The organism is Chlamydia sp. 04-14 (genome assembly GCF_036632095.1).
GTDB lineage: Bacteria > Chlamydiota > Chlamydiia > Chlamydiales > Chlamydiaceae > Chlamydia.
This window is the reverse complement of record NZ_JAPYKW010000001.1, coordinates 216,645-240,146: the sequence shown is the minus strand read 5'-3', so window position 1 is coordinate 240,146 and position 23,502 is coordinate 216,645. Positions and strand designations below refer to the sequence as shown.

The following is a 23,502-nucleotide window of genomic DNA, read 5'->3' as shown; positions in this document are numbered from 1 at the left end:
GTCAACCCACATTACTTTTTAGTTTGTAAACTTCTCTCGGAAGCATTCCATGTAGGAAGGAATAAAACCAAAGCAATTAAAGCACAACCTAGAAGAGCAATGAAGAAACCTCTCCAGCCCCAATCTTGTGCGATTTTCCCTAAAGGATAACCCGCAAATGCTGCTCCGAAATAAGCAAACCAACCTGCGAAACCACTAGCAGTTCCTGCAGCTTTCTTATGAGATAATTCTGCAGCTGCTAAACCAATCATCATTTGAGGACCAAATAGGAAGAAGCCTATGACGAAGAGAAGGGTGCCGTCTAGCCACCACATATCTTGATTGCGGCCATACCACATGCCTAAAATTGAAAATAATAATCCTAAAGAAAAAACAACATTCATCGGGCCGCGCTTGCCCTTCGAGATTTTATCGGATAACCATCCAGCAATTAACATGCCGAACAGCCCACCGATTTCAAATAGAGAAACGCAGAAGTTCGCTTTAACAGCAACGTAACGTTTTGTTTCAATCAAGAATAAGGCGCTCCAATCATTTACAGCCATACGAACAACGTAAATGAAAAATGAAGCAAAAGATAGTAACCAGATCCACTTGTTCTTCAGAACATAAGTAAAGAGAATTTCTTTAGTAGATAATTCTTTTTCAGCTTCCTCTTCTAAAATATCTGCAGTTGTCTCTTCATGCTTTCTAGATTCTTGTTCTTTTCTATGTTTTTCAATAGCAGGAAGACCTAGGGATTGTGGTGTATCACGAAGACGATTGATTAAAACAAATCCCATGATAATACATAGTACGCCGGGAATAAACATAGCCCCACGCCAACCACAACAATCAATAGCAAATCCCGTAAGAATAGGAATTAAAGCTCCGCCAATGTTATGTGATGTGCTCCATACACTCCACCAAGTGCCTCTTTCAGATTTTGAATACCAGTGAGTTAGTAGCCGAGCACATGGAGGCCAGCCCCATCCTTGAAACCAACCATTGAGTCCCCACCACAAAGCAAATAATAAGATTGAAGAGGACATTCCAAAGAAGATGTTTGTAAGTCCTGTGATAATTAAACCCAACGCCATGAAATAACGAGGATTTGATTGATCAGACATGACACCGCTAACGAATTTACTGACGCCATAGCTGATGTATAAAGTACTCCCGATGATTCCTAATTGTGCTTTGTCAAAACCAAGGTCGGTCATCAGTGTAGGCATGGCAAAGGTAAAACTCTTCCTTGTGAAATAGTAGAAGACATACCCTATAAACATGCTGTAGAAGATTCGAATTCTCCAATACTTGTACTGCTTTTTGACTAATTCTGGATCATCAAGTTCTTTAATGTGCTTAGGAGGCTGAAAGAATTTGGTCCAAATATTCATCATAAGATCTCATGTTTAAATATTTAATATAGTTTCAGTAGAATAGGGAAGACCTGAGGTTAACATATGGGGAATGAAAAAACAAGAACGTAATAACATGTTGTAGCATGCATAAACATTGATTAATTGTAGTTTTCAGTTGCTTATTTTAGTATAAATTGACGTATTAATATCTGAGTTTACATCCCTCTGTTTTAATTTTTATCGCCACCAAAAGAAATGAAGCAAATAGCTTAGAGAACTGTATTATGAAGAGAATAGTTATACTATTTGCAAGTTTGTTTTTAGTTCCAATAGGCATTGAAGATGCGAGAGAAGCGGGATCTTTTGATGCTAAGATTTGGAAGAAAATATTACGAACGTATGTTCGAGAATGTGAGTTTCCTCATCAAGAGATTATAGAACCCCTCTTTTATGAGTCTTTGGACTCTTATGTAGGAAGGGTTTAATTTTGCTCTTTATCTGAATTTGGGATATTCTACTCTTAAAATTGTTTAATTAAAATTAAAGACATACGGTGAAAGTAGCTTTACCCAAAGGGGTTTTCGATATATTCCCTTATATTACTGATGCAAAACATATATGGAGACATACTTCCTTATGGCATCGGGTGGAAGATGTTATTCATGAAGTATGTGATTTATATGGGTTTTCAGAGATCCGTACACCTGTTTTTGAAAAGTCAGAGGTGTTTTTACATGTCGGAGAACAAAGCGACATTGTAAAAAAAGAAATGTATACTTTTCTGGACAAGAAAGGGCGGTCATTAACATTGCGACCTGAAGGAACTGCCCCGATAGTACGCTCCTTCATAGACAATCCTATGAGTCAACGCGATGACAATAAATTCTATTATATCCTTCCTATGTTCCGTTATGAGCGTCAACAATCGGGAAGATATCGTCAGCACCATCAATTTGGTTTAGAAGCTATAGGAGTGCGACACCCTCTTCGTGATGCAGAAGTTTTAAGTTTGCTTTGGCATTTTTATTCTGCAGTAGGCTTGCAGCATATGCAAATTCAATTGAATTTTTTAGGAGGAGACATCACGCGTAAGCGCTACGATCAGGTTTTACGCGAGTATTTTCTCCAACATTTAGACTCCTTATCTTCTTTAAGCAAGGAAAGATTTAACACAAATCTATTGAGAATATTAGATTCTAAAGAACCAGAGGACCAGGAAATTATAAAATCTGCACCTCCGATTCTTGAATATATTTCTGATGCAGATCGAAAGTATTTCGATGAAATTCTTTCTGCTTTAAATACTTTAAATATTCCTCACTCTATAAATCCAAGATTGGTTCGAGGTTTAGACTACTATACTGATGTAGTCTTTGAAGCGATTACGACATTCGGAGGTCACTCCTATGCTTTAGGAGGAGGCGGGCGCTATGATGGATTGATTGCTGCATCTGGAGGACCAGCCACACCAGCCTGTGGTTTTGGAGTCGGTTTAGAAAGAGTGATTCAAACATTATTAGCTCAAGGAAATCTAACCCTTCCATCTTCCCACAAATTACGTTTGATTCCTGTTGATTCGGAAGCGGATTCTTTTTGTTTTGTTTGGGCTCAACATTTACGTAGTTTAGGAATCCCTACAGAAGTAGATTGGACACATAAGAAATTGAAAATTGCTTTAAAAACAGCAGATGCAGAGAAAGTAACTTTTGTTTGTCCAGTAGGAGAAAGAGAGCTGCTTTCTGAGGAATTGACCATTAAAAATATGTCTTTACGTCAAGAATTCTCTGGTTCGAAGCAAGAGATAGAGCAAAGGTTGCTATATGAAATACAGAACACATCGTTGTAATGAGTTGTCCCTAGGCAATGTTGGAGAGCGTGTACGCGTATCCGGATGGGTACATCGTTATCGTAATCATGGGGGTGTTGTTTTTATAGATTTACGAGATCGTTTTGGAATTACACAAATAGTCTGTCGTGAAGATGAGAAACCTGAATTACATCAGTTAGTTGATTCTGTCCGTTCGGAATGGGTATTGTCTGTAGAAGGCACTGTATGCCGACGCTTAGAGGGTATGGAAAACTCTAATTTAGCTACAGGAGATATTGAGGTAGACATTGAGAAAGTAGACATTTTGTCAAAAGCTAGAAATCTACCTTTTTCCATATCCGATGAGCATATCCATGTGAATGAGGAGTTGCGATTAGAATATCGTTATTTAGATATGCGTCGGGGCCAGATTTTAGATCGATTGATCTATCGTCACAAGGTTATGTTGGCTTGCCGTCAATATATGGATAAACAAGGTTTCACTGAGGTCGTTACTCCTGTTCTGGGTAAATCTACTCCTGAGGGAGCCAGAGATTATCTAGTTCCTTCTAGAATATATCCTGGAAGTTTTTATGCTTTACCTCAGTCTCCACAACTATTTAAACAGATCCTTATGGTGGGTGGTTTAGATCGATATTTCCAAATAGCTACTTGCTTTAGAGATGAAGATCTACGAGCTGATCGTCAGCCAGAATTCTCTCAAATTGATATTGAGATGAGTTTTGCTACTCCAGATGATCTTTTCCCTATTATTGAACAATTAGCAGTTGAAATGTTTGCTGTTCAGGGAATTAAAATAGATCTCCCCTTGCCTAGAATGACGTATCAAGAAGCAAAAGATTTGTACGGAACAGATAAACCAGATCTTCGATTTGGTTTGCAATTGCGTGATTGTCGAGAGCATGCAAAACAATTTTCTTTCTCTATATTTTTAGATCAGCTCGCGCAAGGAGGCACAATAAAAGGTTTCTGTGTCCCTGGTGGAGCGGATATTTCACGTAAACAGCTTGATATTTACACAGAATTTGTAAAGCGCTATGGCGCTATGGGACTGGTTTGGATTAAGAAACAGGAAAGTGGTGTAGCTTCTAATGTCGCTAAATTTGCCTCTGAAGAAGTATTTGAATCCATGTTCGTTGACTTTGATGCTAAAGATAATGATATCTTACTTTTGATAGCAGCCCCAGAATCCGTAGCCAACCAATCTTTGGATCATTTGCGTAGATTGATTGCTAAAGAACGTAATTTATATGACGAATCACAATACAATTTTGTTTGGATTACAGATTTTCCTCTATTTGCTAAAGAAGACGGAAAGATATGTTCGGAACATCATCCATTTACTTCGCCCTTAGATGAGGATATCCCTTTATTAGACACAGATCCTTTATCTGTGCGTTCTTCAAGCTACGACCTAGTTCTTAACGGATATGAAATAGCTTCGGGATCACAACGTATCCATAATGCAGATTTACAAAATAAAATATTTTCTATTTTAGAGTTATCTCCAGAGAGTATAAAAGAAAAATTCGGCTTCTTTATAGATGCCTTAAGTTTTGGCACCCCACCACATTTAGGAATTGCTTTAGGTTTAGATCGTATTATGATGGTGCTGACGGGAGCTGAAGGTATTCGAGAAGTGATAGCTTTCCCAAAAACTCAAAAGGCTGCAGATTTAATGATGAATGCGCCTGCGGAAATTATGACTTCCCAATTAAAAGAGCTAAATATTAAGGTAACTTCTTAAATAATTTTATACCTATTTTAGGTGCATGGCACACACATAATGTGTGTGTCTAGGCTACAACCATAGGAGAGAAAATATGAAAAAACGATGGCATTTAATTATAATAACAATGGTTGTGTCCTTTTCCATTGCTTCCTGTGATTCGAGTTCTCAAGATGAGAACCAAACAGAACAAGTTAGGGAGAAAAGCACTGCTAATGATTCACAACTTTCTGTAAATCAACAGATATCGCGCACTTTCGGTCATTTGCTAGCAAGACAGTTACGTAAATCAGAAGATATTATGATGGATATCACTGAGGTTGCTAAAGGGTTGCAAGCTGAGTTAGAATGCAAAAGCGCACCTTTAACTGAATCAGAATATGAGGAAAAAATGGCAGAAATACAGCAATTAGTTTTCGAGAAGAAGGCGAAAGAAAATCTCTCCCTAGCAGAAAGATTCCTACAAGAAAATAAGAAGAATGCCGATGTTGTGGAAGTGCAGGCTGATAAATTACAATACCGTATTGTAAAAGAAGGTGCTGGAAAAGCCATTTCAGGCAAGCCTTCTGCACTTCTTCATTACAAAGGTACTTTTATCAATGGTCAAGTATTTAGCAGCTCAGAAGGTAATAAAGAACCTATTCTTCTTCCTCTAGGACAAACAATACCAGGATTTGCCTTAGGAATGCAGGGAATGAAAGAAGGTGAAACGCGTATCCTTTATATCCATCCTGATTTAGCTTATGGAACTGCCGGTCAATTACCTCCCAACTCTCTATTGATTTTTGAAATTAATTTAATTGAAACTACGGATGATTCTGTAGCTACAAAAAATACAGAGAATAAAAATACGGCTTCATGAAAGTAGTTCTTTATAATCCTGATATTCCCCAAAACACGGGGAATATAGGAAGAACTTGTATAGCTCTAGGTGCTGAATTAATTTTAGTGAGGCCCCTAGGGTTTTCTTTACTGGATAAATTTGTTAAGCGTGCAGGGATGGATTACTGGGATAAGGTTAATCTATCTGTTGTGGATTCTTTAGACGAAGCTCTATCTGGAGTAGATCAAAACAAAGTATTCTGTCTTTCAACCAAAGGTTCACAGTACTATGGGGATGTTTCTCTCCCTATGGACGGTGTATATGTTTTTGGTTCTGAATCGAAAGGGTTACCCGAGGAAGTATTAAAAAAATACTACGACCACTGTTATTATTTGCCGATGAAGCCTGGAATTAGGTCTCTGAATCTAGCAACAACTGTGGGTGTAGTACTTTTTGAAGCAGTTCGACAAAATAATCAAAGTGCTTGTATTCGTAACGGGGATTAAGAGTGCTGATTAATTAGCTTAATCAAAGAATCCTTGTCTTTTAGTCCGACTACACGATCGACCTCTTTTCCATCTTTAAATAGAATTAGAGTAGGAATTGAAGAAACACCATACTGTTCTGCTGGTGCAGGATGGTCATCTATGTTTACTTTTCCAATGAGCACTGAGGGGACTTCTGTTGCAAGACTTTCCAATACGGGGGTTAGCATTTTGCAAGGCCCACACCATTCAGCAAAAAAATCTATAAGTACTAGGCCCGTGGCGATGAAGGAATTGAAATTTTCAGCAGATACGACTTTGACCATAATTCTCCAATAAGTTCGGGGTATTCGTTTTGAATTTTACTTGCAGCTAAGAAGACTTGAACTTCCATGAGCTTAAGCTCACTAGAACCTGAATCTAGCGCGTCTACCGGTTCCGCCATAGCTGCATGAAGGCAGATTGTAGACATAGGTTAAAAAAAACACAATTCAGAAACTTTTTCAAAGGAAAAGATAGGAATCTCTTATCTATTTTCGATATTCCTCACCAAGGATAATCAGAGACTATTTGACTATGCCTATGAAAGATCCTCATGTTAGAAAAACCCTTTACACGTCCCTGTTTGGGTTGTTCATATTCATTAAGATCTTCTACTTGTTTTTAATCATTTGATTTGAAATGCTTTGAGAGTCTAGTAGAGACGGTTTTAAGCCTGAAAATTTTTAAGGAATGTTATGGAAACGGAACAATATGAAACTTCTGAGAACATGAAACAATTCTTTCAAAATCTAGAAAAGATAAAACTTTTTCTAAAGGAGCATGCAAACGAACATCCCAAGCTTCAGGAGGCTTTTGATATGTTCGATAAAACATTTAAAATGGAGGATTAGATGAGATTATTATTTGTAGCTTTATGTTTAGGATGTTGTTTATCTACTTTAGATGCTTGTGTGACAGTCAACAAAGGTTCTGGGACTTACACAGTAGATCCTAGCGGGTGTGTTAATAGAGGACAAAAATAAACGATTTTTCGGATATGCAATAACTTTTATTCATACATTGCAAGAATATAAGAGCCGTGATGTAGGTGTTTAACTTGAGAATATTAACGTTACGGTTTTAAAACTCTAAATAATAAAAATTATTTTCTAATATTCTCTTGGGTTTCGCTAGTTTTAATCCGGCATGTTCAATAAAATGCCCCAGCCATAGTCTTGAAATACCATTCAGTAACACAGTTCTTTAATTTTATTGCGAGCAATCAATTTATTTTTTTTGTGCGTTACAACGGGCTAGTAGCTTTATGTTCAACATAATTCTCGTGTTATGCTAGTATGGTTGATTTAATGTGAAACAGTGCTAAACTATTCTTGAGTTTATTATTTTAGAAAATAATTTTTCTTCAGTAAACCAGGAAAACTTTTAATTTGCTTCATTAGCTGAAAAAGGGATGAGCATGAATATTTCTGGAAGTATCAAGCAGAAACTTCTCCAGTTTTTGGGAAAACAAAAAGCACCAGAATTGTTGGCCACGTATCTATTTTATCTAGAACAAGCTCTAAATATAAATCCTGTGGTTTTCGTTCGCGACAAAATCATTTTTAAAACTCCAGAAGATGCTATTCGAATTCTTGAGGAAGACAAAAAGATTTGGCGTGAAACAGAGATACAGATTTGTTCCGGGAAACCAGAGGTTAACGAACACACAAAAAGAATCTACATTTGTCCTTTCACTGGGAAAGTATTTGCTGATAACGTGTTTGCCGATCCTCAAGACGCTATTTATGATTGGTTGTCCTCGTGTCCTCAGAATACAGAGCGCCAAAGCGGTGTTCGTGTAAAACGTTTCCTTGTATCCGATGATCCAAGTATGATCAAAGAATACATAGCTCCTCCTAAAGAGCCAATTGTTAAAACTGTTTTTGCCTCTGCTATTACGGGGAAACTATTCCATAGCTTGCCTGCGCTTATAGAAGATTTTACTTCTGCATATCTGCGGCCTATGACTTTGGAAGAAGTGCAAAATCAAAATAAGTTCCAATTGGAAGGTACTTTCTTATCTTTATTACAAGACGCTCTCGTGGAAGACAAAATTGCTGAGTTTGTAGAAAGCTTGGCGGATGACACAGCCTTTCATGTATATATTAGTCAATGGGTAGATACAGAAGAGTAACCAATTCTGCTCAAGAAACTGTAGATATAGGTATCGAACTTGGCAAAATACTTCCTCAAGGAGTTGTTTTGTTATTGTTTGGTGACTATGGTGCAGGGAAAACAGAATTTGTGCGCGGCGTTGTACAAGGATATTTGGGGGATGCTTTGGCTCAAGAAGTCGCTAGTCCTTCGTTTTCTCTTTTACATGTGTATGGTAGTGAGCCGCAAAGAATCTGCCACTATGATTTCTATCGAATAGATACTATCGGAGAAAATCAACAAGGTCTTTTTCAGGATGCTGAAGAAGACGATGTTTTGTGTATAGAATGGCCCGAGAAGATAACGCTACCGCGATTTCGAGAGATGATACAGATCCAGATTAATGAGCTAATTACTTCTCAAAGAGAGGTGAGCATAGATGCCTCACCATCGATATTGTTAAAATTGCTGAAGGAATAAAAGAGAGTCATGACTTTACTAAAAGATACGGTTTTTGTTTGCCTAGATTGTGAAATGACTGGGTTGGATGTAAAAAAAGATCGTATTATTGAATTTGCTGCAATGCGTTTCACTTTTGATAATGTGATTGATTCCATGGAGACTCTGATCAATCCTGACCGCGTGATTTCAGCGGAATCACAAAGAATACATCATATTTCTGATGCAATGTTAAAAGATCAGCCCAGGATTGCTGAGGTATTTCCAAAAATTAAGTCTTTTTTGAAAGAAGGAGACTATATAGTTGGACATAGCGTGGGATTTGATCTGCAAGTCTTAACTCAAGAAGCTGAGAGAGTAGGAGAGAGCTTCCTATCTAAGTATTGTATTATTGATACTTTGAGATTGGCAAAGGAGTATGGAGATAGTCCTAACAATTCACTAGAAGCTTTAGCTGTACATTTCAATGTCCCTTATGATGGGAATCATCGCGCTATGAAAGATGTGGAGATTAACATCAATATTTTCAAACATTTCTGTAAGCGTTTTCGAACTATAGAGCAGCTTAAGCAGATGTTGTCAAAACCAATAAAGATGAAGTACATGCCTTTAGGTAAACATAAAGGACGTTGTTTTTCAGAAATCCCCCTTTCGTACCTACAGTGGGCATCTAAAATGGATTTTGATGCAGATTTACTATTTTCTATAAGACACGAAATTAAGCACCGGCAGAAAGGCACTGGCTTTACTCAGGTCAATAATCCGTTTATAGGGTTATAGAACAAATCTGATTTATAAAAGTTTATTTGAAATCTTTAAAGTTCGAGTTATTAAAGAAATAAAAATGTCATTTCAAGTAATCTCTTGATTTTCTTTAGGCCTAAAGATACTATCCAACAAAAAGTAGGAAGCGTTGTCTCTTCCCAGGGGAATTTTAATGCTTAAGAAAAAGCCCGTATCTTTCAGTTGTATCGACGGTCATATCTATAAAATTTTCCCAAACGATCTAAACGCAAATAACACCGTATTTGGTGGTTTATTAATGAGTTTGCTGGATCGTTTAGCTCTTGTAGTTGCAGAAAGACATACTGAAAGAATTTGCGTAACTGCTTTTGTGGATGCTTTGTGTTTTTATGCCCCTGCCTATATGGGAGAAAATCTAATTTGTAAGGCTGCCGTTAATCGTACATGGAAGACCTCATTAGAAGTTGGGGTTAAAGTATGGGCAGAAAACATTTATAAGCAGGAAAGACGCCATATTACCTCCGCCTACTTTACGTTTGTTTCAGTAGACGAGAATAACGTTCCTACCCCTGTTCATCAGGTTGTTCCAGAAACTCCTGAAGAAAAACGCCGATACGATGAAGCTGATCAGCGCAGACAATCTCGATTGAATATGAATAAATAGGAACGTTTTGTTCAGAATTCTTAGTTTTCTTTGTTCCTGGATTTTCATAGCTTTTGCCCAACCTGATTTGAGTTGGTTTTTCTCTCTATTGGGGAGCGCCACTGGTTATGGTTTTTTGTGGTATAGTCTAGAACCTCAAAAGAATCCCTCCCTATCTTGGAGACAGCTGATCTCTCTATTATTTTTTTGGTCTGTCACGATAAATGGCGTGCATTTTTCTTGGATGCTCTCAGATTTATACGTTGGGAAGTTTATTTATGTTGTTTGGGCCGTGTTAATTAGTTTGTTGGCATTGCTGTTTACAGCTTTTTCTTGCTTATTGTTTTATGTGGTACGCAAAAAACATGTGAAAATCCTTTGGTGTTTACCTGGTTTATGGGTAGCCATCGAAATGGTGAGATTTTATTTTCTCTGTTCAGGAATGTCATTGGACTATTTAGGTTGGCCAATTACCGCGAATGCTTATGGACGCCAATTTGGAGGTTTTTTTGGCTGGTCAGGAGAAAGTTTTGTCATAGTAGCTACAGGAATTAGTTTCTATCAGTTGTTATTAGGAAAGCGTTTTGCGCGACTAGCTTGGTTGGGATGTTTTCTTTTCCCCTATATTTTAGGGGGGCTGCATTATGAATATCTCAAAAATTCTTTTTCAAAAGAGGAAAGTCTCCGCATTGCTGTTATACAGCCAGCGACCTCAACTCTTTTAGAGGGGCCTTGGTCAGGATCTCCAGCAATGGCTTGGCAAAGGCTTGTTAGCCTTTCTTCTATTGTACGAAAACCCGTAGATCTCCTTATTTTCCCTGAGGTTTCTGTTCCCTTTGGAAGAGACAGAAAAGTCTATCCTTATGACGATAGTCAGGTGATACTTTCTCCGTTGACGCATTTTAAACATAAAGACGAGCTGTTGGCGAATATAGATTGGATGCAAGCTCTTTCGAACCACTTTAATTGCCCTATTCTTATGGGTTTAGAGCGTTGGGAAGAACTAGATTCTAAACTGCATCTGTATAATTCTGCAGAGTGTATCTCTCAACATGGTGAGTTAGTTGGATATGATAAGCGTGTTTTGGTTCCCGGGGGAGAATATATTCCCGGAGGCAAGTTCGGTTGGTCGGTTTGTAAGAAATATTTCCCAGAATATGCATTATCTTGTCAGCGTATACCTGGGGGACGTTCCGGAGTTATAGAGGTAAAAAATTTACCGCGGATGGGAGTTTCCATCTGTTATGAAGAAACTTTTGGAATGCTATTACGCAATTATAAGCGAGAGGGAGCAAGGCTTCTTGTAAATTTAACTAATGACGGATGGTATCCTTCATCAAGGTTGCCACAAGTGCATTTCTATCACGGTATTTTACGAAATCAGGAATTAGGGTTGCCTTGTGTTCGTTCTTGTCATACCGGTATCACTGTGGCTGCAGATGCATTAGGAAGAATAATAAAAATGCTTCCTTATGAGACTCATTCTCGGAAAGCCTCTCCAGGAGTTTTACAAGTAGTTCTTCCTCTTCAAAATTATCCTACTTTATATGCATTTTGGGGAGATTTCCCTTTGATTTTCGTCTCTTTACTATCTCTAGGGTATATTGGTTGTTATTTTGGATATCGCTTGCTTGCTAAAAAAGAAAAAGGATAATATACGAACACTCTTTGTCAGGTTTTTGCATGTTAGAACGAGCTCAAAGAACGTTAAAGCGCGAAGTACGTTATTCAGGTGTAGGAATTCACTTTGGAAAATCAGCGACCTTAACTTTAGAACCTGCCAAAGAAAATACCGGCATAGTCTTTTGCCGTTCTGATCTTTTAGGAGAACATATTCCTGCACTCCTCCCTCATGTATGCAATACAGGTCGTAGTACTACATTATCTTCGGGCGATTCTGTTATTGCTACTGTTGAGCATCTTATGGCTGCTTTGCGTTCGAGTAATATTGACAATGTCATTGTTCGTTGTAGTGAAGAGGAAATTCCGATAGGGGATGGGAGTTCTCATGTTTTTATGCAGCTCATAGATGATGCTGGTATTTGTATACAGAATGATAAAGTTCCCATTGCGAGACTATCTCAGCCTGTGTACTATCAAACCCAAGATACTTTTCTGGCTGCATTTCCTTGCGACGAGTTAAAGATTTCTTACACTTTGCACTACCCTCAAAGTCCTACTATTGGAACGCAGTATCGTTCTTTCGTTATTACGGAAGAGTCTTTTCGAAAGGAGATTGCTCCTTGCAGAACATTTGCTCTATATAATGAACTCTGTTTTTTGATGGACAGGGGTTTGATTAGAGGGGGATGTTTAGAAAATGCTGTGGTTTTTAAAGATGACGGTGTTATCAGCCTTGGGCAATTACGATTTTCAGATGAGCCTGTACGGCATAAAATTTTAGATTTGATAGGGGATCTATCTTTGGTAGGCAGACCTTTTGTTGCTCATATTGTTGCTGTAGGATCAGGCCATTCCTCGAACATTGCCTTGGGTAGAAAGATTTTAGAAGTGCTACAACCCTAAGAAATGAGTGATAGATGAAAGAGGCGCCTGTAATTAAATTACGAGAATTATTAAACTTACTTCCACATCGTTATCCTTTTTTGCTTGTGGATAAGGTGTTGTCTTATGATTTAGAGAAACGATCCATTGTTGCACAAAAAAATGTAACGATAAACGAGCCTTTTTTTGTAGGGCATTTCCCTGAAGCACCCATTATGCCTGGAGTGTTAATATTAGAATCTTTAGCGCAAGCAGCTGGAATTTTGCTGGGCTTGGTTTTAGAAAACGACAGAAATAAAAGGTTGGCTTTGTTTTTGGGAATACAAAAAGCGAAGTTCCGTCAGGCAGTTAGGCCTGGCGATATTCTTACATTGAGCGCTGAATTTTCATTGATTTCGTCGAAGGGAGGAAAAGCTTCGGCACGAGCTTGTGTGGGTTCTCAGGTTGCTGCCGAGGGAGAATTGAGCTTTGCTCTTGTAGACAAGGAATCTTTAGATTAACGGAGACGTATGACGAACATTCACCCAACAGCAATTATCGAACCCGGGGCTAAAATCGGAAAGAATGTTGTTATTGAGCCGTATGTTGTTATCAAATCTACGGTGACCCTTTGTGATGATGTAGTTGTTAAATCATATGCTTATATTGATGGACACACTACTGTAGGCAAGGGAACAACGATATGGCCGTCCGCAATGATTGGTAATAAACCTCAGGATTTAAAATATCGTGGGGAGAAAACCTATGTTACTATAGGGGAAAATTGCGAGATTCGAGAATTTGCTATTATAACCTCATCTACTTTTGAAGGGACGACAGTTTCTATAGGAAATAATTGTCTTATCATGCCCTGGGCACATGTAGCTCATAACTGTACAATTGGAAGTTATGTGATTTTGAGTAACCACGCGCAATTAGCTGGTCATGTTACTGTAGAGGATTATGCAATTATTGGTGGAATGGTAGGTGTTCATCAATTTGTTCGTATTGGTGCACATGCTATGGTTGGGGCTTTAAGTGGTGTCCGAAGAGATATTCCTCCGTATACTATAGGCACTGGGAATCCATACCAATTAGGTGGGATCAATAAGGTTGGTTTACAAAGACGACAGGTTTCTTTTGATACGCGTTTAGCTTTGATTAAGGTGTTTAAAAAAGTTTACCGTTCTGGAGATAGCTTTTCTGAATCTTTATTAGAAGCTCAAGAAGAATACGGCCATATTCCTGAAGTTCAAAATTTCATTCATTTTTGTCAGAATCCGAGTAAGCGTGGGATAGAGCGTGGGGCTGACAAGGATGCTCTACAAGAGGAGAATGTGGAGAAGGAAGGAGCTCTTGTTGAGTCTTAAGGTTGTTTATTTCGGCACTCCACAGTTTGCCGCTACAGTTTTGGAAGATTTATTACACCACGACGTTAATGTTATAGGTGTTGTTACTCGTGTGGATAAGCCTCAAAAACGTTCCTCACAACCTATTCCTTCTCCTGTTAAAACATTGGCCTTATCTAAGAATATTCCTCTTTTACAACCCGAAAAAGCCTCAGATCCGCAATTTATTGAACAGCTAAAAGCTTTTGAAGCTGATGTTTTTATTGTTGTTGCTTACGGAGCCATCTTACGTCAGGTAGTTTTAGATATCCCGAAATACGGTTGTTATAATTTGCACGCGGGTCTATTGCCGGCATATCGTGGTGCGGCCCCTATACAGCGTTGTATTATGGATGGCGTTACACAATCTGGAAATACTGTAATTCGCATGGATGCAGGCATGGATACCGGGGATATCGCTGGTATATCTTATGTCCCTGTAGGCCCCGATATGACAGCTGGAGAGCTTGCAGAAGCTTTAGCTGCTCAGGGGGGAGAAATTCTAATAAAAACTTTACAGCAGATCTCTAACGGAACAATTTCTCATACGCCTCAAGATTCGTCCAAGGCGTCGATAGCTCCTAAGCTATCCAAGGAAGAGGGGTTTGTTCTTTGGGATCGTCCTGCTGATAAGGTGTATGCTCAAATACGAGGTGTTACACCGTCTCCCGGCGCCTGGACGCTCTACTCTTATCAAGATAAACCAGAAAAACGTTTGGTTATTCGTAAGGCTTCTCTTGTCTCTAACAAGGGTATTTATGGCAATCCTGGGGATATTATCGTATCAGATAACCAAGAACTTCTTATCGCATGTGCTGAAGGGGCTATTTGTTTACGAGAAATCCAGCCTGAGGGCAAGGGGAAAATGGATTCAAAAACTTTTTTGAATGGACATTCTGGCCATAAATTAAAATTATCTTTTCACATAACTAATTAATTTCAATATTAGTCAAGTTAATTTAGTTTATTAAGTTGCTAATGTGTTATAATTGCGACTTAAAACGGTTATATTTTTGCTAAAAACCTTTTAATTTTAGGGAGGTGGATATGGCATCTGCAACACCACGTGTAGCTAGCCTGCTTATGGGCGGAAGAAACGTGTTTATGCAAACAGCAATGCAAGGGGCCAGGAGAGGCGACGCTGGCAATTGTATTAAGCAGTTTTTCACGAATGGAAATAACCATCTAGCGCGCTTTGTTGGTAGTACAAAAAACCTAGATAAAGCATTTAAATTTTCTAAATCGGTGTCTGAGTTTAGCTGCGGTGTTATAGAGAGTTCTGGACATACAGGAGCTTCTCTTCAAGTAGCTAAAAACGTGGCGGGGACTTTAAGCACAGCTAGATCTGTAGTAGCTTTAGCTAACGTGTTCAATGGTTCAATTCCCGGATTTGTGAATTCTTCTAGAAATTGCTTTAATCATATTAAGAAATGTTTTGCTCCAGAAGCTGAATATGATCTGGGCAATCCTGAGAGAGGCTTGGGTTACAACAAGATCTATCTCACTAAAAGTGACCACGCGTTGGCCGCGATTAAAGAGGGTTGTTCTGCAATTGGTGCGGCTACTTATATCACAACATTTGGTGTCAGCCGTCCGATACTCTTGGCAAACAAACTTGCTCATAAACCTTTCCTTTCTACAGAGGCGAAGGCGGGACTTGGCAACAGTGTAACGTATCTAATGACAGCAAACCATGCTGCAGGCGTTATCGGCGGAGCTGCATCTTTACTCTATGAAAACCGTGCGTATAAGCGTGCTTCTGACGGATTATTAAACGCTAGAACCACAGAGACGATGGATCCTGAAGTTTACAATCAGGTATCTCAACAGTTAAGAGAATCACACTTTGCAGCTGTTAAAAAGACAATACTTGGAATTTTAGAAAAAGCATTTGAATTAATCGCTGATATGTTCAAATTAATTCCTTTCCCATTTGCTGCTCCAGTTCGATTGGCTGTGACATCGGGAGCGGTTACAATTTCCAGTGGTATTGGTCTTTACAACGTCTGGTCCAATTCGTAAGAAAAAGATTTGTCAGTTTAAGACAATATTGCAAATCGCTTCTAGAAAACCTAGAAGCGATTTTTTTATTTATTAGCGAACTAAGATTTATAAGAACTTTTTATCTTTCTCTCATTAAGGCGTTCCCGCTTTTTCTTATTGTAAAAATCTTCTCCCTCTGATAACCTGTCCCTTTATTTTCTTAAGGAAAAGGCTCCTTTTCTTTTTAGGGAATTCTACGAGTAAAAATGCTAAAACGACTTGCCTGGTTGCTCTCGCTTGAGTGCGGACAATCATTGTATTAATGGGTAATTATATGCGATCTCAGCTTAGCTTAATGGGAAAAAAGGAAGGCATGATTCATGTCTTTGACAAAGATGGAAATCTGGTTGCGTGTTCAGTAATTAGCGTGGGTTCCAATGTTGTTACTCAAATAAAAGTTGATTCAACTGATGGTTACAATGCTGTTCAGATGGGCACGAACGAAATCAATGTCCCAGAAAAGACATTAGAAAAACGTGTGAACAAACCTAAACTCGGCCATTTTAAGAAGTCGGGTTCTCGTGTTTTTGGTTTGTTAAGAGAGGTTCGTCTTTCTGAAGATGCTATCAATGAAGTTTCTTTAGGAAGCGAATTTGGTTTAGAAGTTCTTGAAGACATCTCTTCTGTAGATATTAGTGGTGTTTCTAAGGGTAAGGGATTTCAAGGGGTTATGAAGAGATTTGGGTTCCGTGGAGGTCCCAAAACTCACGGTTCTGGATTTCATCGTCATGCCGGTTCTATAGGAATGCGATCAACTCCTGGACGATGCTTCCCTGGAAGTAAGCGTCCTAGTCATATGGGTACTGTCAATGTAACCGTTAAGAATTTAGAAGTAGTAAAAATAGATTTAGAGAAAAAAGTATTACTAGTAAAGGGAGCCATCCCTGGTCCTAGAGGCTCTGTTGTTGTCGTGAGACGTTCTTCCAGAGCAAAAGGGTAATACAGAAGAGGTTCTAATGGTTTTATTATCAAAGTTTGATTTTTCTGGGAGTAAAACGGGAGAGGTTGAATTACCAGACGCCTTTTTTGCTCAAGAAGGAAATGGACTTCAACTAGTGAAAGACTATCTTGTGGCCATTCGAGCTAACAAGAGACAGTGGTCCGCATGCACGAGAAATCGTTCAGAAGTTAGTCATTCTACTAAAAAGCCTTTTAGACAGAAAGGCACAGGAAATGCCCGTCAAGGGTGTTTGGCTTCTCCTCAGTTTCGTGGAGGGGGCATTGTTTTCGGTCCCAAGCCTAAGTTTGATCAACATGTTCGTATTAATAGAAAAGAAAAAAGAGCGGCGATTCGTTTGTTGCTGTCTCAAAAGATTCAGACAAATCGATTGATTGTGGCTGATGATAGCGTATTCACAAGTAGTTTATCCTCTCCAAAGACAAAAGAAGCTTTAAGATTTTTAAAATCTTGTAATGTGGAGTGTCGTGGAATTCTTTTCATTGATGATCTAGATCATGCTCAAAACAATGAAGGTTTAAGATTAAGTTTGCGAAATTTATCAGCTGTACGTGGTTTTGCGTATGCAATGAATATCAATGGATACGATCTAGCCTCTGCCCACAATGTAGTGATTTCCGAAAAGGCTCTGAAAGGACTTTCCGGGCATCTTATTTCTGGAACGAAAGATTAAAAGGGAAAATTAGGACATGAAAGATCCTTATGATGTAGTCAAACGGCATTATGTAACCGAGAAGGCTAAAACTTTAGAAGGTTTGAGTCTTGGGAATGGTGAGGGCAAAAAGAAAGGTAGTTTCTGTAAGCATCCAAAATATACATTTGTTGTATCTTGCGATGCCACTAAGCCTTTAATTGCTCAAGCTTTGGAATCTATTTATGCAGATAAAAAAGTAAAAGTTAAAAGTGTAAACACGATATGTGTGAAGCCTCAGCCAGCCCGAATGTTTCGTGGAAAACGAAAAGGAAAGACTGCAGGATTTAAGAAGGCAGTTGTGACCTTCTATGAAGGCCATTCTATCGGGTAATCTATTAGAGGGAAGAAAAACATGTTTAAAAAGTTTAAGCCAGTAACTCCAGGGACTAGACAGTTGGTTCTTCCGGCTTTTGATGAGCTAACCAGGCAAGGAGAGTTATCGGGAAAAAGAACTAGGAAAAGTGTACGGCCAAATAAAAAGCTGTCATTTTTCAAAAAAAGTTCAGGTGGTCGTGATAATTTAGGTCACATTTCCTGCCGTCACCGTGGTGGAGGGGCTAAACGTCTATACCGAGTTGTCGACTTTAAGCGTAACAAAGACGGTATCGAAGCTAAGGTGGTTTCTGTTGAGTATGATCCAAACCGTTCTGCCTACATTGCTTTATTGAGTTATGCTGATGGAGAAAAACGTTATATACTTGCTCCAAAAGGCATAAAAAGAGGAGATGAAGTTATCTCTGGAGAAGGCAGCCCTTTCAAAGTTGGCTGTTGCATGACATTAAAAAGCATGCCTTTAGGGTCAACCGTTCATAATATTGAGATGAGACCCCATTCTGGAGGCAAATTAGTGAGATCGGCAGGTTTAGCCGCTCAGGTTATTGCTAAAACTCCAGGGTACGTTACATTAAAAATGCCTTCAGGCGAATTCCGCATGTTAAATGAAGGTTGTAGAGCTACTATCGGCGAAGTTTCTAATTCCGATCACAATTTATGTGTTGATGGTAAAGCAGGAAGAAAACGATGGAAAGGCGTTCGCCCGACCGTTCGTGGTACTGCGATGAACCCTGTCGATCACCCTCATGGAGGTGGTGAAGGCCGTCATAATGGTTATATCCCTCGCACTCCTTGGGGTAAAGTCACGAAAGGATTAAAAACTCGTGACAAGCGTAAAAGCAATAAGTGGATAGTTAAAGATCGTAGGAAATAGGGATTATGAGTAGATCGTTAAGAAAGGGTCCTTTTGTTGATCACCATCTGATAAAAAAAGTACGTGCTATGAACTCGCTGGAGAAGAAATCTCCAATTAAAACTTGGTCTCGTCGTTCTATGATTACCCCTGAAATGATTGGCCACACATTTGAAGTTCATAACGGAAAAAAGTTTCTAACAGTTTTTGTTTCAGAAACTATGGTAGGACATAAGTTGGGTGAATTTTCTCCAACAAGAATATTTAAAAGTCATCCCGTGAAGAAAGGGTAAGTCTAAAGGAGACATGTCATGTTTAAAGCGACCGCCCGCTATATACGGGTTCAGCCTCGCAAGGCTCGACTAGCTGCCGGGCTTATGAGAAATTTAAGTGTTAAAGAAGCTCAGCAACAGTTGAGTTTTTCTCAGCTAAAAGCTGGAAGATGTCTGAAGAAAGTTTTGGACAGTGCTGTAGCTAATGCTGAGCTTAATGAGAATGTGAAGCGTGAACAATTAAGCGTTATCGAAGTCAGAGTAGACGCTGGTCCTGTGCATAAACGAGCTAAATCTAAAAGTCGGGGAGGACGATCCCCAATTTTAAAACGCACTAGTCACTTAACTGTTATTGTTGGTGAGAAGGAGCGGTAGGAGAAGTTATGGGTCAGAAAGGATGTCCAATCGGTTTTCGTACAGGTGTCACTAAAAAATGGCGCTCTCTATGGTATGGAAACAAACAAGAATTTGGTAAATTTCTTATCGAAGATGTTAGAATTCGAGAATTTTTAAGAAAAAAACCTTCTTGTCAAGGGGCTGCGGGCTTTGTTGTAAGACGTATGAGCGGTAAGATTGAAGTTACAATTCAAACAGCTCGCCCTGGATTAGTTATCGGGAAGAAAGGAGCAGAAGTAGATCTTTTAAAAGAAGAACTAAGAAAGCTTACCGGTAAAGAAGTTTGGGTAGAAATAGCAGAAATTAAACGCCCTGAATTGAATGCAAAATTAGTCGCAGACAATATTGCTAGACAAATTGAACGCCGTGTTTCTTTTAGACGTGCCATGAAAAAAGCTATGCAATCTGTTATGGATGCTGGAGCTATTGGTGTTAAAATACAGGTATCTGGAAGATTAGCAGGTGCTGAGATTGCCCGTTCTGAATGGTATAAAAATGGTCGTGTTCCTCTGCATACATTGAGAGCTGATATTGATTACGCCACAGCATCCGCAGAGACTACTTATGGAATTATCGGCGTAAAAGTCTGGATTAATCTTGGGGAAAAAACCTCTACGGCTAACGCTACTGCTGGCGCTGCGGCTCCAGCTGCACAATAGCTGTAAACAAGTGTGTGTGAATTATTATGTTGATGCCTAAACGAACAAAATTTCGCAAACAGCAAAAAGGTCAATTTGCAGGCCTAAGCAAGGGGGCTACTTTTGTTGACTTTGGCGAGTTTGGAATGCAGACCTTAGAAAGAGGTTGGGTAACTAGCCGACAAATAGAAGCTTGCAGGGTTGCTATCAATAGATATTTAAAACGTAAGGGGAAAGTTTGGATTCGTATTTTCCCAGATAAAAGCGTGACTAAGAAGCCTGCAGAAACTCGTATGGGTAAAGGTAAAGGTGCTCCAGATCATTGGGTAGCAGTTGTCCGTCCGGGTAGAATTCTTTTTGAAGTCGCTAACGTTTCCAGAGAAGATGCTCAGGATGCTTTAAGAAGAGCTGCAGCAAAATTAGGTATAAAAACACGTTTTGTGAAGCGGGTCGAAAGGGTATAAGTATATGGCAGCAAAGAAAAAATTATTAGCTGAGCTTAGAGAGAAAAATCGGGCTGAGCTAGAAACATTTATCCATGAAAATAAGAAAGCTCTTTTTTCTTTAAGAGCCGAGGCCGCTTTACAGAATAAAGTAGTTAAGGCGCACCTGTTCTCTACGTATAAGAAAAACATAGCTCGATCTAGGACGGTCATACAAGAAAAAGAGGGAAAAATCGATGGCTAGTGAAGCAAGAGGCCTTAGAAAAACCAAAGTTGGTGTTGTTGTCTCGTCAAAAATGGATAAAACCGTAGTTGTTCGAGTAGAAAGAATATTCTCCCATCCTCAGTACGCTAAAGTTGTTAGAGACTCTAAAAAGTACTATGCGCATAATGGTTTAGATGTTTCTGAAGGCGATAAAGTTAAAATTCAAGAAACGCGACCCATGTCTAAGTTGAAAAGATGGCGTGTTGTTGAGCGTATAAGTTAATTTGGTAGATTAGCAACATTGGATAGATGCAGTTATGATTCAGCAAGAAAGTCAATTAAAAGTTGCCGATAATACCGGGGCTAAAAAAGTAAAGTGTTTTAAAGTTTTAGGCGGATCTCGCAGACGTTATGCTACAGTGGGTGATATCATTGTATGTTCCGTTAGAGATGTTGAACCCGATAGCTCTATCAAAAAGGGCGATGTGGTTAAAGCTGTGATTGTTAGAACGCGTCGCGATATTCTTAGAAAAGATGGTTCTTCTTTGAGATTCGATACTAATAGCTGTGTAATTATCGATGAAAAAGGAAATCCCAAAGGAACACGAATTTTTGGTCCGATAGCTCGAGAGATTCGAGACCGCGGTTTTGTGAAAATTAGTTCTTTGGCTCCTGAGGTGATTTAAGGATAAGAAAAGATATGAAAAGACATAGTGTTTGTGTTGGCGACACGGTTTATGTGCTGGCCGGGAACGACAAGGGAAAGCAGGGTAAAGTTTTATCTTGTCTTAGAGAAAAAAATAAAGTGGTCGTTGAAGGAATCAACGTTCGTACGAAAAATATCAAACGCAGTCAAGAAAATCCTAAAGGGAAAAGGATTAGTATTGAAGCTCCGATACATGTTTCTAACGTACGTTTAAGTATAGATGGTGCCCCAGCAAAACTTTCTGTCAAAGTTACTAAAAACGGACGAGAGTTATGGAATAGATCTCCTGATGGCACTTCCAAACTATATCGTTCTGTGAAAGAGAGAAAAGGTTAATATGAGCAGGTTAAAAAAACTATATACTGAAGAGATCCGAAAGTCCCTCCAAGAAAAGTTTGCGTATGGAAATACCATGCAAATTCCTGTTCTTAAAAAAATTGTTATAAGCATGGGTCTTGCTGAAGCAGCTAAAGATAAAAATCTTTTCCAGGCTCATTTAGAAGAACTTTCTATGATTTCCGGACAAAAACCTTTGGTTACAAAGGCTAGAAACTCTATCGCTGGTTTCAAACTTCGTGAGGGACAGGGCATTGGTGCCAAAGTCACTTTGAGAGGTCAGCGTATGTACGATTTTATGGATCGTTTTTGCAATATAGTCTCTCCTAGAATTCGTGACTTTCGTGGTTTCTCGAATAAAGGAGATGGACGCGGATGTTATTCATTGGGACTAGATGATCAACAGATTTTCCCTGAAGTAGATTTAGATCGCGTTAAGAGAACTCAAGGAATGAATATTACTTGGGTAACTACAGCACAAACAGATGTTGAATGCACTACTCTTTTAGAGTTGATGGGTTTGCGTTTTAAGAAGGCTCAATAGGGGAGATATAAGATCAGTATGGGCATGACAAGTGATACTATAGCCGATTTATTAACACGAATCCGAAATGCTTTGAAGGCAGAGCATTTATATGTGGATTTAGAGCACAGCAAGATGCGTGAATCGATTGTAAGAATTCTGAAACAGCATGGGTTTTTAGCTCATTATCTAGTGAAAGAAGAAAATCGCAAACGCACAATGCGTATCTTTTTACAATATAGTAATGATCGCAAGCCTGTGATACGCCAATTAAAGCGAGTTTCTAAACCTTCTAGAAGGGTTTATGTTCCTGCTGCAAAGATCCCTTATGTTTTCGGAAATATGGGTATTTCTGTTCTTTCCACATCTCAAGGGGTGTTAGATGGATCGACAGCTAGAGCTAAAAATATTGGTGGCGAACTACTCTGTTTAGTTTGGTAACAGGATAAAAGAATTTATAGGACGGTAAGGAATGTCTCGTAAAGCTCGAGACCCTATTGTGCTCCCTCAAGGAGTAGAGGTCTCCATTCAAAATAATGAAATCTTAGTAAAAGGTCCTAAGGGCTCTTTAAAACAAGTATTAGCGCCAGAAGTGGTTGTCGATATCAAAGATAAGGAAGTTTTTGTTCACGCAGCTCCTGGTGTCGTTGATAGACCAAGTCGTATGCAAGGTTTGTTTTGGGCTTTAATTTCTAATATGGTTCAGGGAGTCAGTTCAGGATTCGAGAAGCGATTAGAAATGATTGGAGTCGGCTTTAGAGCTGTCGTTCAAGGATCTATATTAGATTTGTCTATCGGAGTATCTCATCCTACGAAAATGCCTATTCCTGCGGAGCTTCAAGTTACTGTTGAGAAGAACACCTTGATTTCAGTGAAGGGAATAAATAAGCAGCTAGTTGGAGAATTTGCCGCTAGTATCCGTGCTAAACGTCGTCCTGAACCTTATAAAGGTAAAGGTATCCGCTATGAAAACGAGTATGTTCGTCGTAAGGCTGGGAAAGCGGCAAAAACAGGTAAAAAATAGTTTAGTAAGGCAGAGT

At 39.0% G+C, this 23,502-nt stretch carries 33 protein-coding genes and 1 tRNA gene; 31 read left to right on the top strand and 3 right to left on the bottom strand.

Annotated features, from left to right (window positions below):
• Positions 1-11: 11 nt before the first annotated feature.
• The gene (locus O6937_RS01090; protein ID WP_332390118.1) at positions 12-1,379 is read right to left on the bottom strand and encodes an MFS transporter; all 1,368 of its coding nucleotides are present in this window, start codon (positions 1,377-1,379) and stop codon (positions 12-14) included.
• Between the two features lie 248 nt (positions 1,380-1,627).
• On the opposite strand from O6937_RS01090, the gene O6937_RS01085 reads away from it, so the two are divergent.
• The 5 genes from O6937_RS01085 (at position 1,628) to O6937_RS01065 (ending at position 6,229) form a co-directional block, all read left to right on the top strand.
• Positions 1,628-1,828: a hypothetical protein gene (locus O6937_RS01085; RefSeq protein WP_332389857.1), complete on the top strand. Its 201-nt coding sequence runs from the start codon at positions 1,628-1,630 to the stop codon at positions 1,826-1,828.
• 68 nt (positions 1,829-1,896) lie between these two features.
• Entirely contained in the window at positions 1,897-3,189 is a 1,293-nt protein-coding gene (gene hisS, locus O6937_RS01080) for a histidine--tRNA ligase (protein ID WP_332389856.1), read from the top strand.
• Positions 3,164-4,918, top strand: a complete 1,755-nt coding sequence (aspS, locus tag O6937_RS01075; RefSeq protein WP_332389855.1) for an aspartate--tRNA ligase — start codon at positions 3,164-3,166, stop codon at positions 4,916-4,918. Before hisS ends, aspS begins: the two co-directional genes overlap by 26 nt.
• 76 nt (positions 4,919-4,994) lie before the next feature.
• Entirely contained in the window at positions 4,995-5,762 is a 768-nt protein-coding gene (locus O6937_RS01070) for an FKBP-type peptidyl-prolyl cis-trans isomerase (RefSeq protein ID WP_332389854.1), read from the top strand.
• Positions 5,759-6,229, top strand: a complete 471-nt coding sequence (locus O6937_RS01065) for a tRNA (cytidine(34)-2'-O)-methyltransferase (protein ID WP_332389853.1) — start codon at positions 5,759-5,761, stop codon at positions 6,227-6,229. Before O6937_RS01070 ends, O6937_RS01065 begins: the two co-directional genes overlap by 4 nt.
• Here O6937_RS01065 and trxA read toward each other — a convergent pair.
• Positions 6,226-6,534 (bottom strand): thioredoxin, encoded by a 309-nt coding sequence (gene trxA, locus O6937_RS01060; protein WP_332389852.1) that lies wholly within the window; start codon positions 6,532-6,534, stop codon positions 6,226-6,228. The two genes, O6937_RS01065 and trxA, sit on opposite strands and share 4 nt — an antisense overlap.
• A 41-nt stretch (positions 6,535-6,575) precedes the next feature.
• Positions 6,576-6,659, bottom strand: a tRNA-Leu gene (locus O6937_RS01055).
• 442 nt (positions 6,660-7,101) lie between these two features.
• Here O6937_RS01055 and O6937_RS01050 point away from each other — a divergent pair.
• The 26 genes from O6937_RS01050 to rplF all read left to right on the top strand — a co-directional run bounded on the left by O6937_RS01050 (position 7,102) and on the right by rplF (position 23,486).
• The gene (locus tag O6937_RS01050) at positions 7,102-7,233 is read left to right on the top strand and encodes a hypothetical protein (RefSeq protein ID WP_332389851.1); all 132 of its coding nucleotides are present in this window, start codon (positions 7,102-7,104) and stop codon (positions 7,231-7,233) included.
• A gap of 434 nt (positions 7,234-7,667) precedes the next feature.
• The gene (locus O6937_RS01045; RefSeq protein WP_332389850.1) at positions 7,668-8,384 is read left to right on the top strand and encodes a DUF2709 domain-containing protein; all 717 of its coding nucleotides are present in this window, start codon (positions 7,668-7,670) and stop codon (positions 8,382-8,384) included.
• Positions 8,363-8,824 carry a tRNA (adenosine(37)-N6)-threonylcarbamoyltransferase complex ATPase subunit type 1 TsaE gene (tsaE, locus tag O6937_RS01040; RefSeq protein ID WP_332389849.1) on the top strand — a complete coding sequence of 154 codons (462 nt, stop codon included), beginning with the start codon at positions 8,363-8,365 and terminating at the stop codon, positions 8,822-8,824. The genes O6937_RS01045 and tsaE overlap by 22 nt, the downstream gene beginning before the upstream one ends.
• A 9-nt stretch (positions 8,825-8,833) precedes the next feature.
• Positions 8,834-9,583, top strand: a complete 750-nt coding sequence (locus O6937_RS01035; protein ID WP_332389848.1) for a putative quorum-sensing-regulated virulence factor — start codon at positions 8,834-8,836, stop codon at positions 9,581-9,583.
• A gap of 157 nt (positions 9,584-9,740) precedes the next feature.
• Complete coding sequence (locus O6937_RS01030) at positions 9,741-10,211, top strand: acyl-CoA thioesterase (RefSeq protein ID WP_332380751.1); 471 nt, start codon at positions 9,741-9,743, stop codon at positions 10,209-10,211.
• Between the two features lie 7 nt (positions 10,212-10,218).
• Positions 10,219-11,844: an apolipoprotein N-acyltransferase gene (gene lnt / locus O6937_RS01025; RefSeq protein WP_332389847.1), complete on the top strand. Its 1,626-nt coding sequence runs from the start codon at positions 10,219-10,221 to the stop codon at positions 11,842-11,844.
• 29 nt (positions 11,845-11,873) lie between these two features.
• A complete protein-coding gene (gene lpxC / locus O6937_RS01020) occupies positions 11,874-12,716 on the top strand; it encodes a UDP-3-O-acyl-N-acetylglucosamine deacetylase (protein ID WP_332389846.1) in 843 nt (280 codons plus the stop codon).
• Between the two features lie 14 nt (positions 12,717-12,730).
• Positions 12,731-13,195 (top strand): 3-hydroxyacyl-ACP dehydratase FabZ, encoded by a 465-nt coding sequence (gene fabZ / locus O6937_RS01015; protein WP_332380748.1) that lies wholly within the window; start codon positions 12,731-12,733, stop codon positions 13,193-13,195.
• A gap of 9 nt (positions 13,196-13,204) precedes the next feature.
• On the top strand, positions 13,205-14,044 hold the full coding sequence (lpxA, locus tag O6937_RS01010; RefSeq protein WP_332389845.1) for an acyl-ACP--UDP-N-acetylglucosamine O-acyltransferase: 840 nt from the start codon (positions 13,205-13,207) through the stop codon (positions 14,042-14,044).
• Positions 14,034-14,999: a methionyl-tRNA formyltransferase gene (gene fmt / locus O6937_RS01005; RefSeq protein WP_332390117.1), complete on the top strand. Its 966-nt coding sequence runs from the start codon at positions 14,034-14,036 to the stop codon at positions 14,997-14,999. The genes lpxA and fmt overlap by 11 nt, the downstream gene beginning before the upstream one ends.
• Positions 15,000-15,109: 110 nt before the next feature.
• Positions 15,110-16,084 (top strand): CT529 family inclusion membrane protein, encoded by a 975-nt coding sequence (locus tag O6937_RS01000; RefSeq protein ID WP_332389844.1) that lies wholly within the window; start codon positions 15,110-15,112, stop codon positions 16,082-16,084.
• 295 nt (positions 16,085-16,379) lie between these two features.
• Positions 16,380-17,045: a 50S ribosomal protein L3 gene (gene rplC / locus O6937_RS00995; protein ID WP_332389843.1), complete on the top strand. Its 666-nt coding sequence runs from the start codon at positions 16,380-16,382 to the stop codon at positions 17,043-17,045.
• A 16-nt stretch (positions 17,046-17,061) separates the two neighbouring features.
• Positions 17,062-17,736 carry a 50S ribosomal protein L4 gene (gene rplD / locus O6937_RS00990; RefSeq protein WP_332389842.1) on the top strand — a complete coding sequence of 225 codons (675 nt, stop codon included), beginning with the start codon at positions 17,062-17,064 and terminating at the stop codon, positions 17,734-17,736.
• Positions 17,737-17,752: 16 nt separating this feature from the next.
• Entirely contained in the window at positions 17,753-18,088 is a 336-nt protein-coding gene (locus tag O6937_RS00985) for a 50S ribosomal protein L23 (RefSeq protein ID WP_213240135.1), read from the top strand.
• A 21-nt stretch (positions 18,089-18,109) separates the two neighbouring features.
• A complete protein-coding gene (rplB, locus tag O6937_RS00980; protein ID WP_117273788.1) occupies positions 18,110-18,964 on the top strand; it encodes a 50S ribosomal protein L2 in 855 nt (284 codons plus the stop codon).
• A 5-nt stretch (positions 18,965-18,969) separates the two neighbouring features.
• Positions 18,970-19,236 carry a 30S ribosomal protein S19 gene (gene rpsS / locus O6937_RS00975; RefSeq protein WP_332380741.1) on the top strand — a complete coding sequence of 89 codons (267 nt, stop codon included), beginning with the start codon at positions 18,970-18,972 and terminating at the stop codon, positions 19,234-19,236.
• Positions 19,237-19,254: 18 nt separating this feature from the next.
• Complete coding sequence (rplV, locus tag O6937_RS00970) at positions 19,255-19,590, top strand: 50S ribosomal protein L22 (RefSeq protein ID WP_332380740.1); 336 nt, start codon at positions 19,255-19,257, stop codon at positions 19,588-19,590.
• 8 nt (positions 19,591-19,598) lie between these two features.
• A complete protein-coding gene (gene rpsC, locus O6937_RS00965; RefSeq protein WP_332389841.1) occupies positions 19,599-20,270 on the top strand; it encodes a 30S ribosomal protein S3 in 672 nt (223 codons plus the stop codon).
• Positions 20,271-20,296: 26 nt separating this feature from the next.
• Entirely contained in the window at positions 20,297-20,713 is a 417-nt protein-coding gene (gene rplP / locus O6937_RS00960; RefSeq protein WP_332389840.1) for a 50S ribosomal protein L16, read from the top strand.
• A 4-nt stretch (positions 20,714-20,717) separates the two neighbouring features.
• Positions 20,718-20,936, top strand: coding sequence for a 50S ribosomal protein L29 (rpmC, locus tag O6937_RS00955; protein ID WP_332389839.1), 219 nt, complete (start codon positions 20,718-20,720; stop codon positions 20,934-20,936).
• Positions 20,929-21,180, top strand: a complete 252-nt coding sequence (gene rpsQ / locus O6937_RS00950; RefSeq protein ID WP_213240144.1) for a 30S ribosomal protein S17 — start codon at positions 20,929-20,931, stop codon at positions 21,178-21,180. The genes rpmC and rpsQ overlap by 8 nt, the downstream gene beginning before the upstream one ends.
• A 34-nt stretch (positions 21,181-21,214) precedes the next feature.
• A complete protein-coding gene (gene rplN, locus O6937_RS00945) occupies positions 21,215-21,583 on the top strand; it encodes a 50S ribosomal protein L14 (RefSeq protein ID WP_011006076.1) in 369 nt (122 codons plus the stop codon).
• Between the two features lie 14 nt (positions 21,584-21,597).
• Positions 21,598-21,939, top strand: coding sequence for a 50S ribosomal protein L24 (rplX, locus tag O6937_RS00940; RefSeq protein ID WP_332389838.1), 342 nt, complete (start codon positions 21,598-21,600; stop codon positions 21,937-21,939).
• A 1-nt stretch (position 21,940) separates the two neighbouring features.
• A complete protein-coding gene (gene rplE / locus O6937_RS00935; protein ID WP_332389837.1) occupies positions 21,941-22,483 on the top strand; it encodes a 50S ribosomal protein L5 in 543 nt (180 codons plus the stop codon).
• An 18-nt stretch (positions 22,484-22,501) separates the two neighbouring features.
• Positions 22,502-22,903 (top strand): 30S ribosomal protein S8, encoded by a 402-nt coding sequence (gene rpsH, locus O6937_RS00930; protein ID WP_332389836.1) that lies wholly within the window; start codon positions 22,502-22,504, stop codon positions 22,901-22,903.
• A 31-nt stretch (positions 22,904-22,934) separates the two neighbouring features.
• Positions 22,935-23,486, top strand: a complete 552-nt coding sequence (gene rplF / locus O6937_RS00925; RefSeq protein ID WP_332389835.1) for a 50S ribosomal protein L6 — start codon at positions 22,935-22,937, stop codon at positions 23,484-23,486.
• Positions 23,487-23,502: the final 16 nt, after the last annotated feature.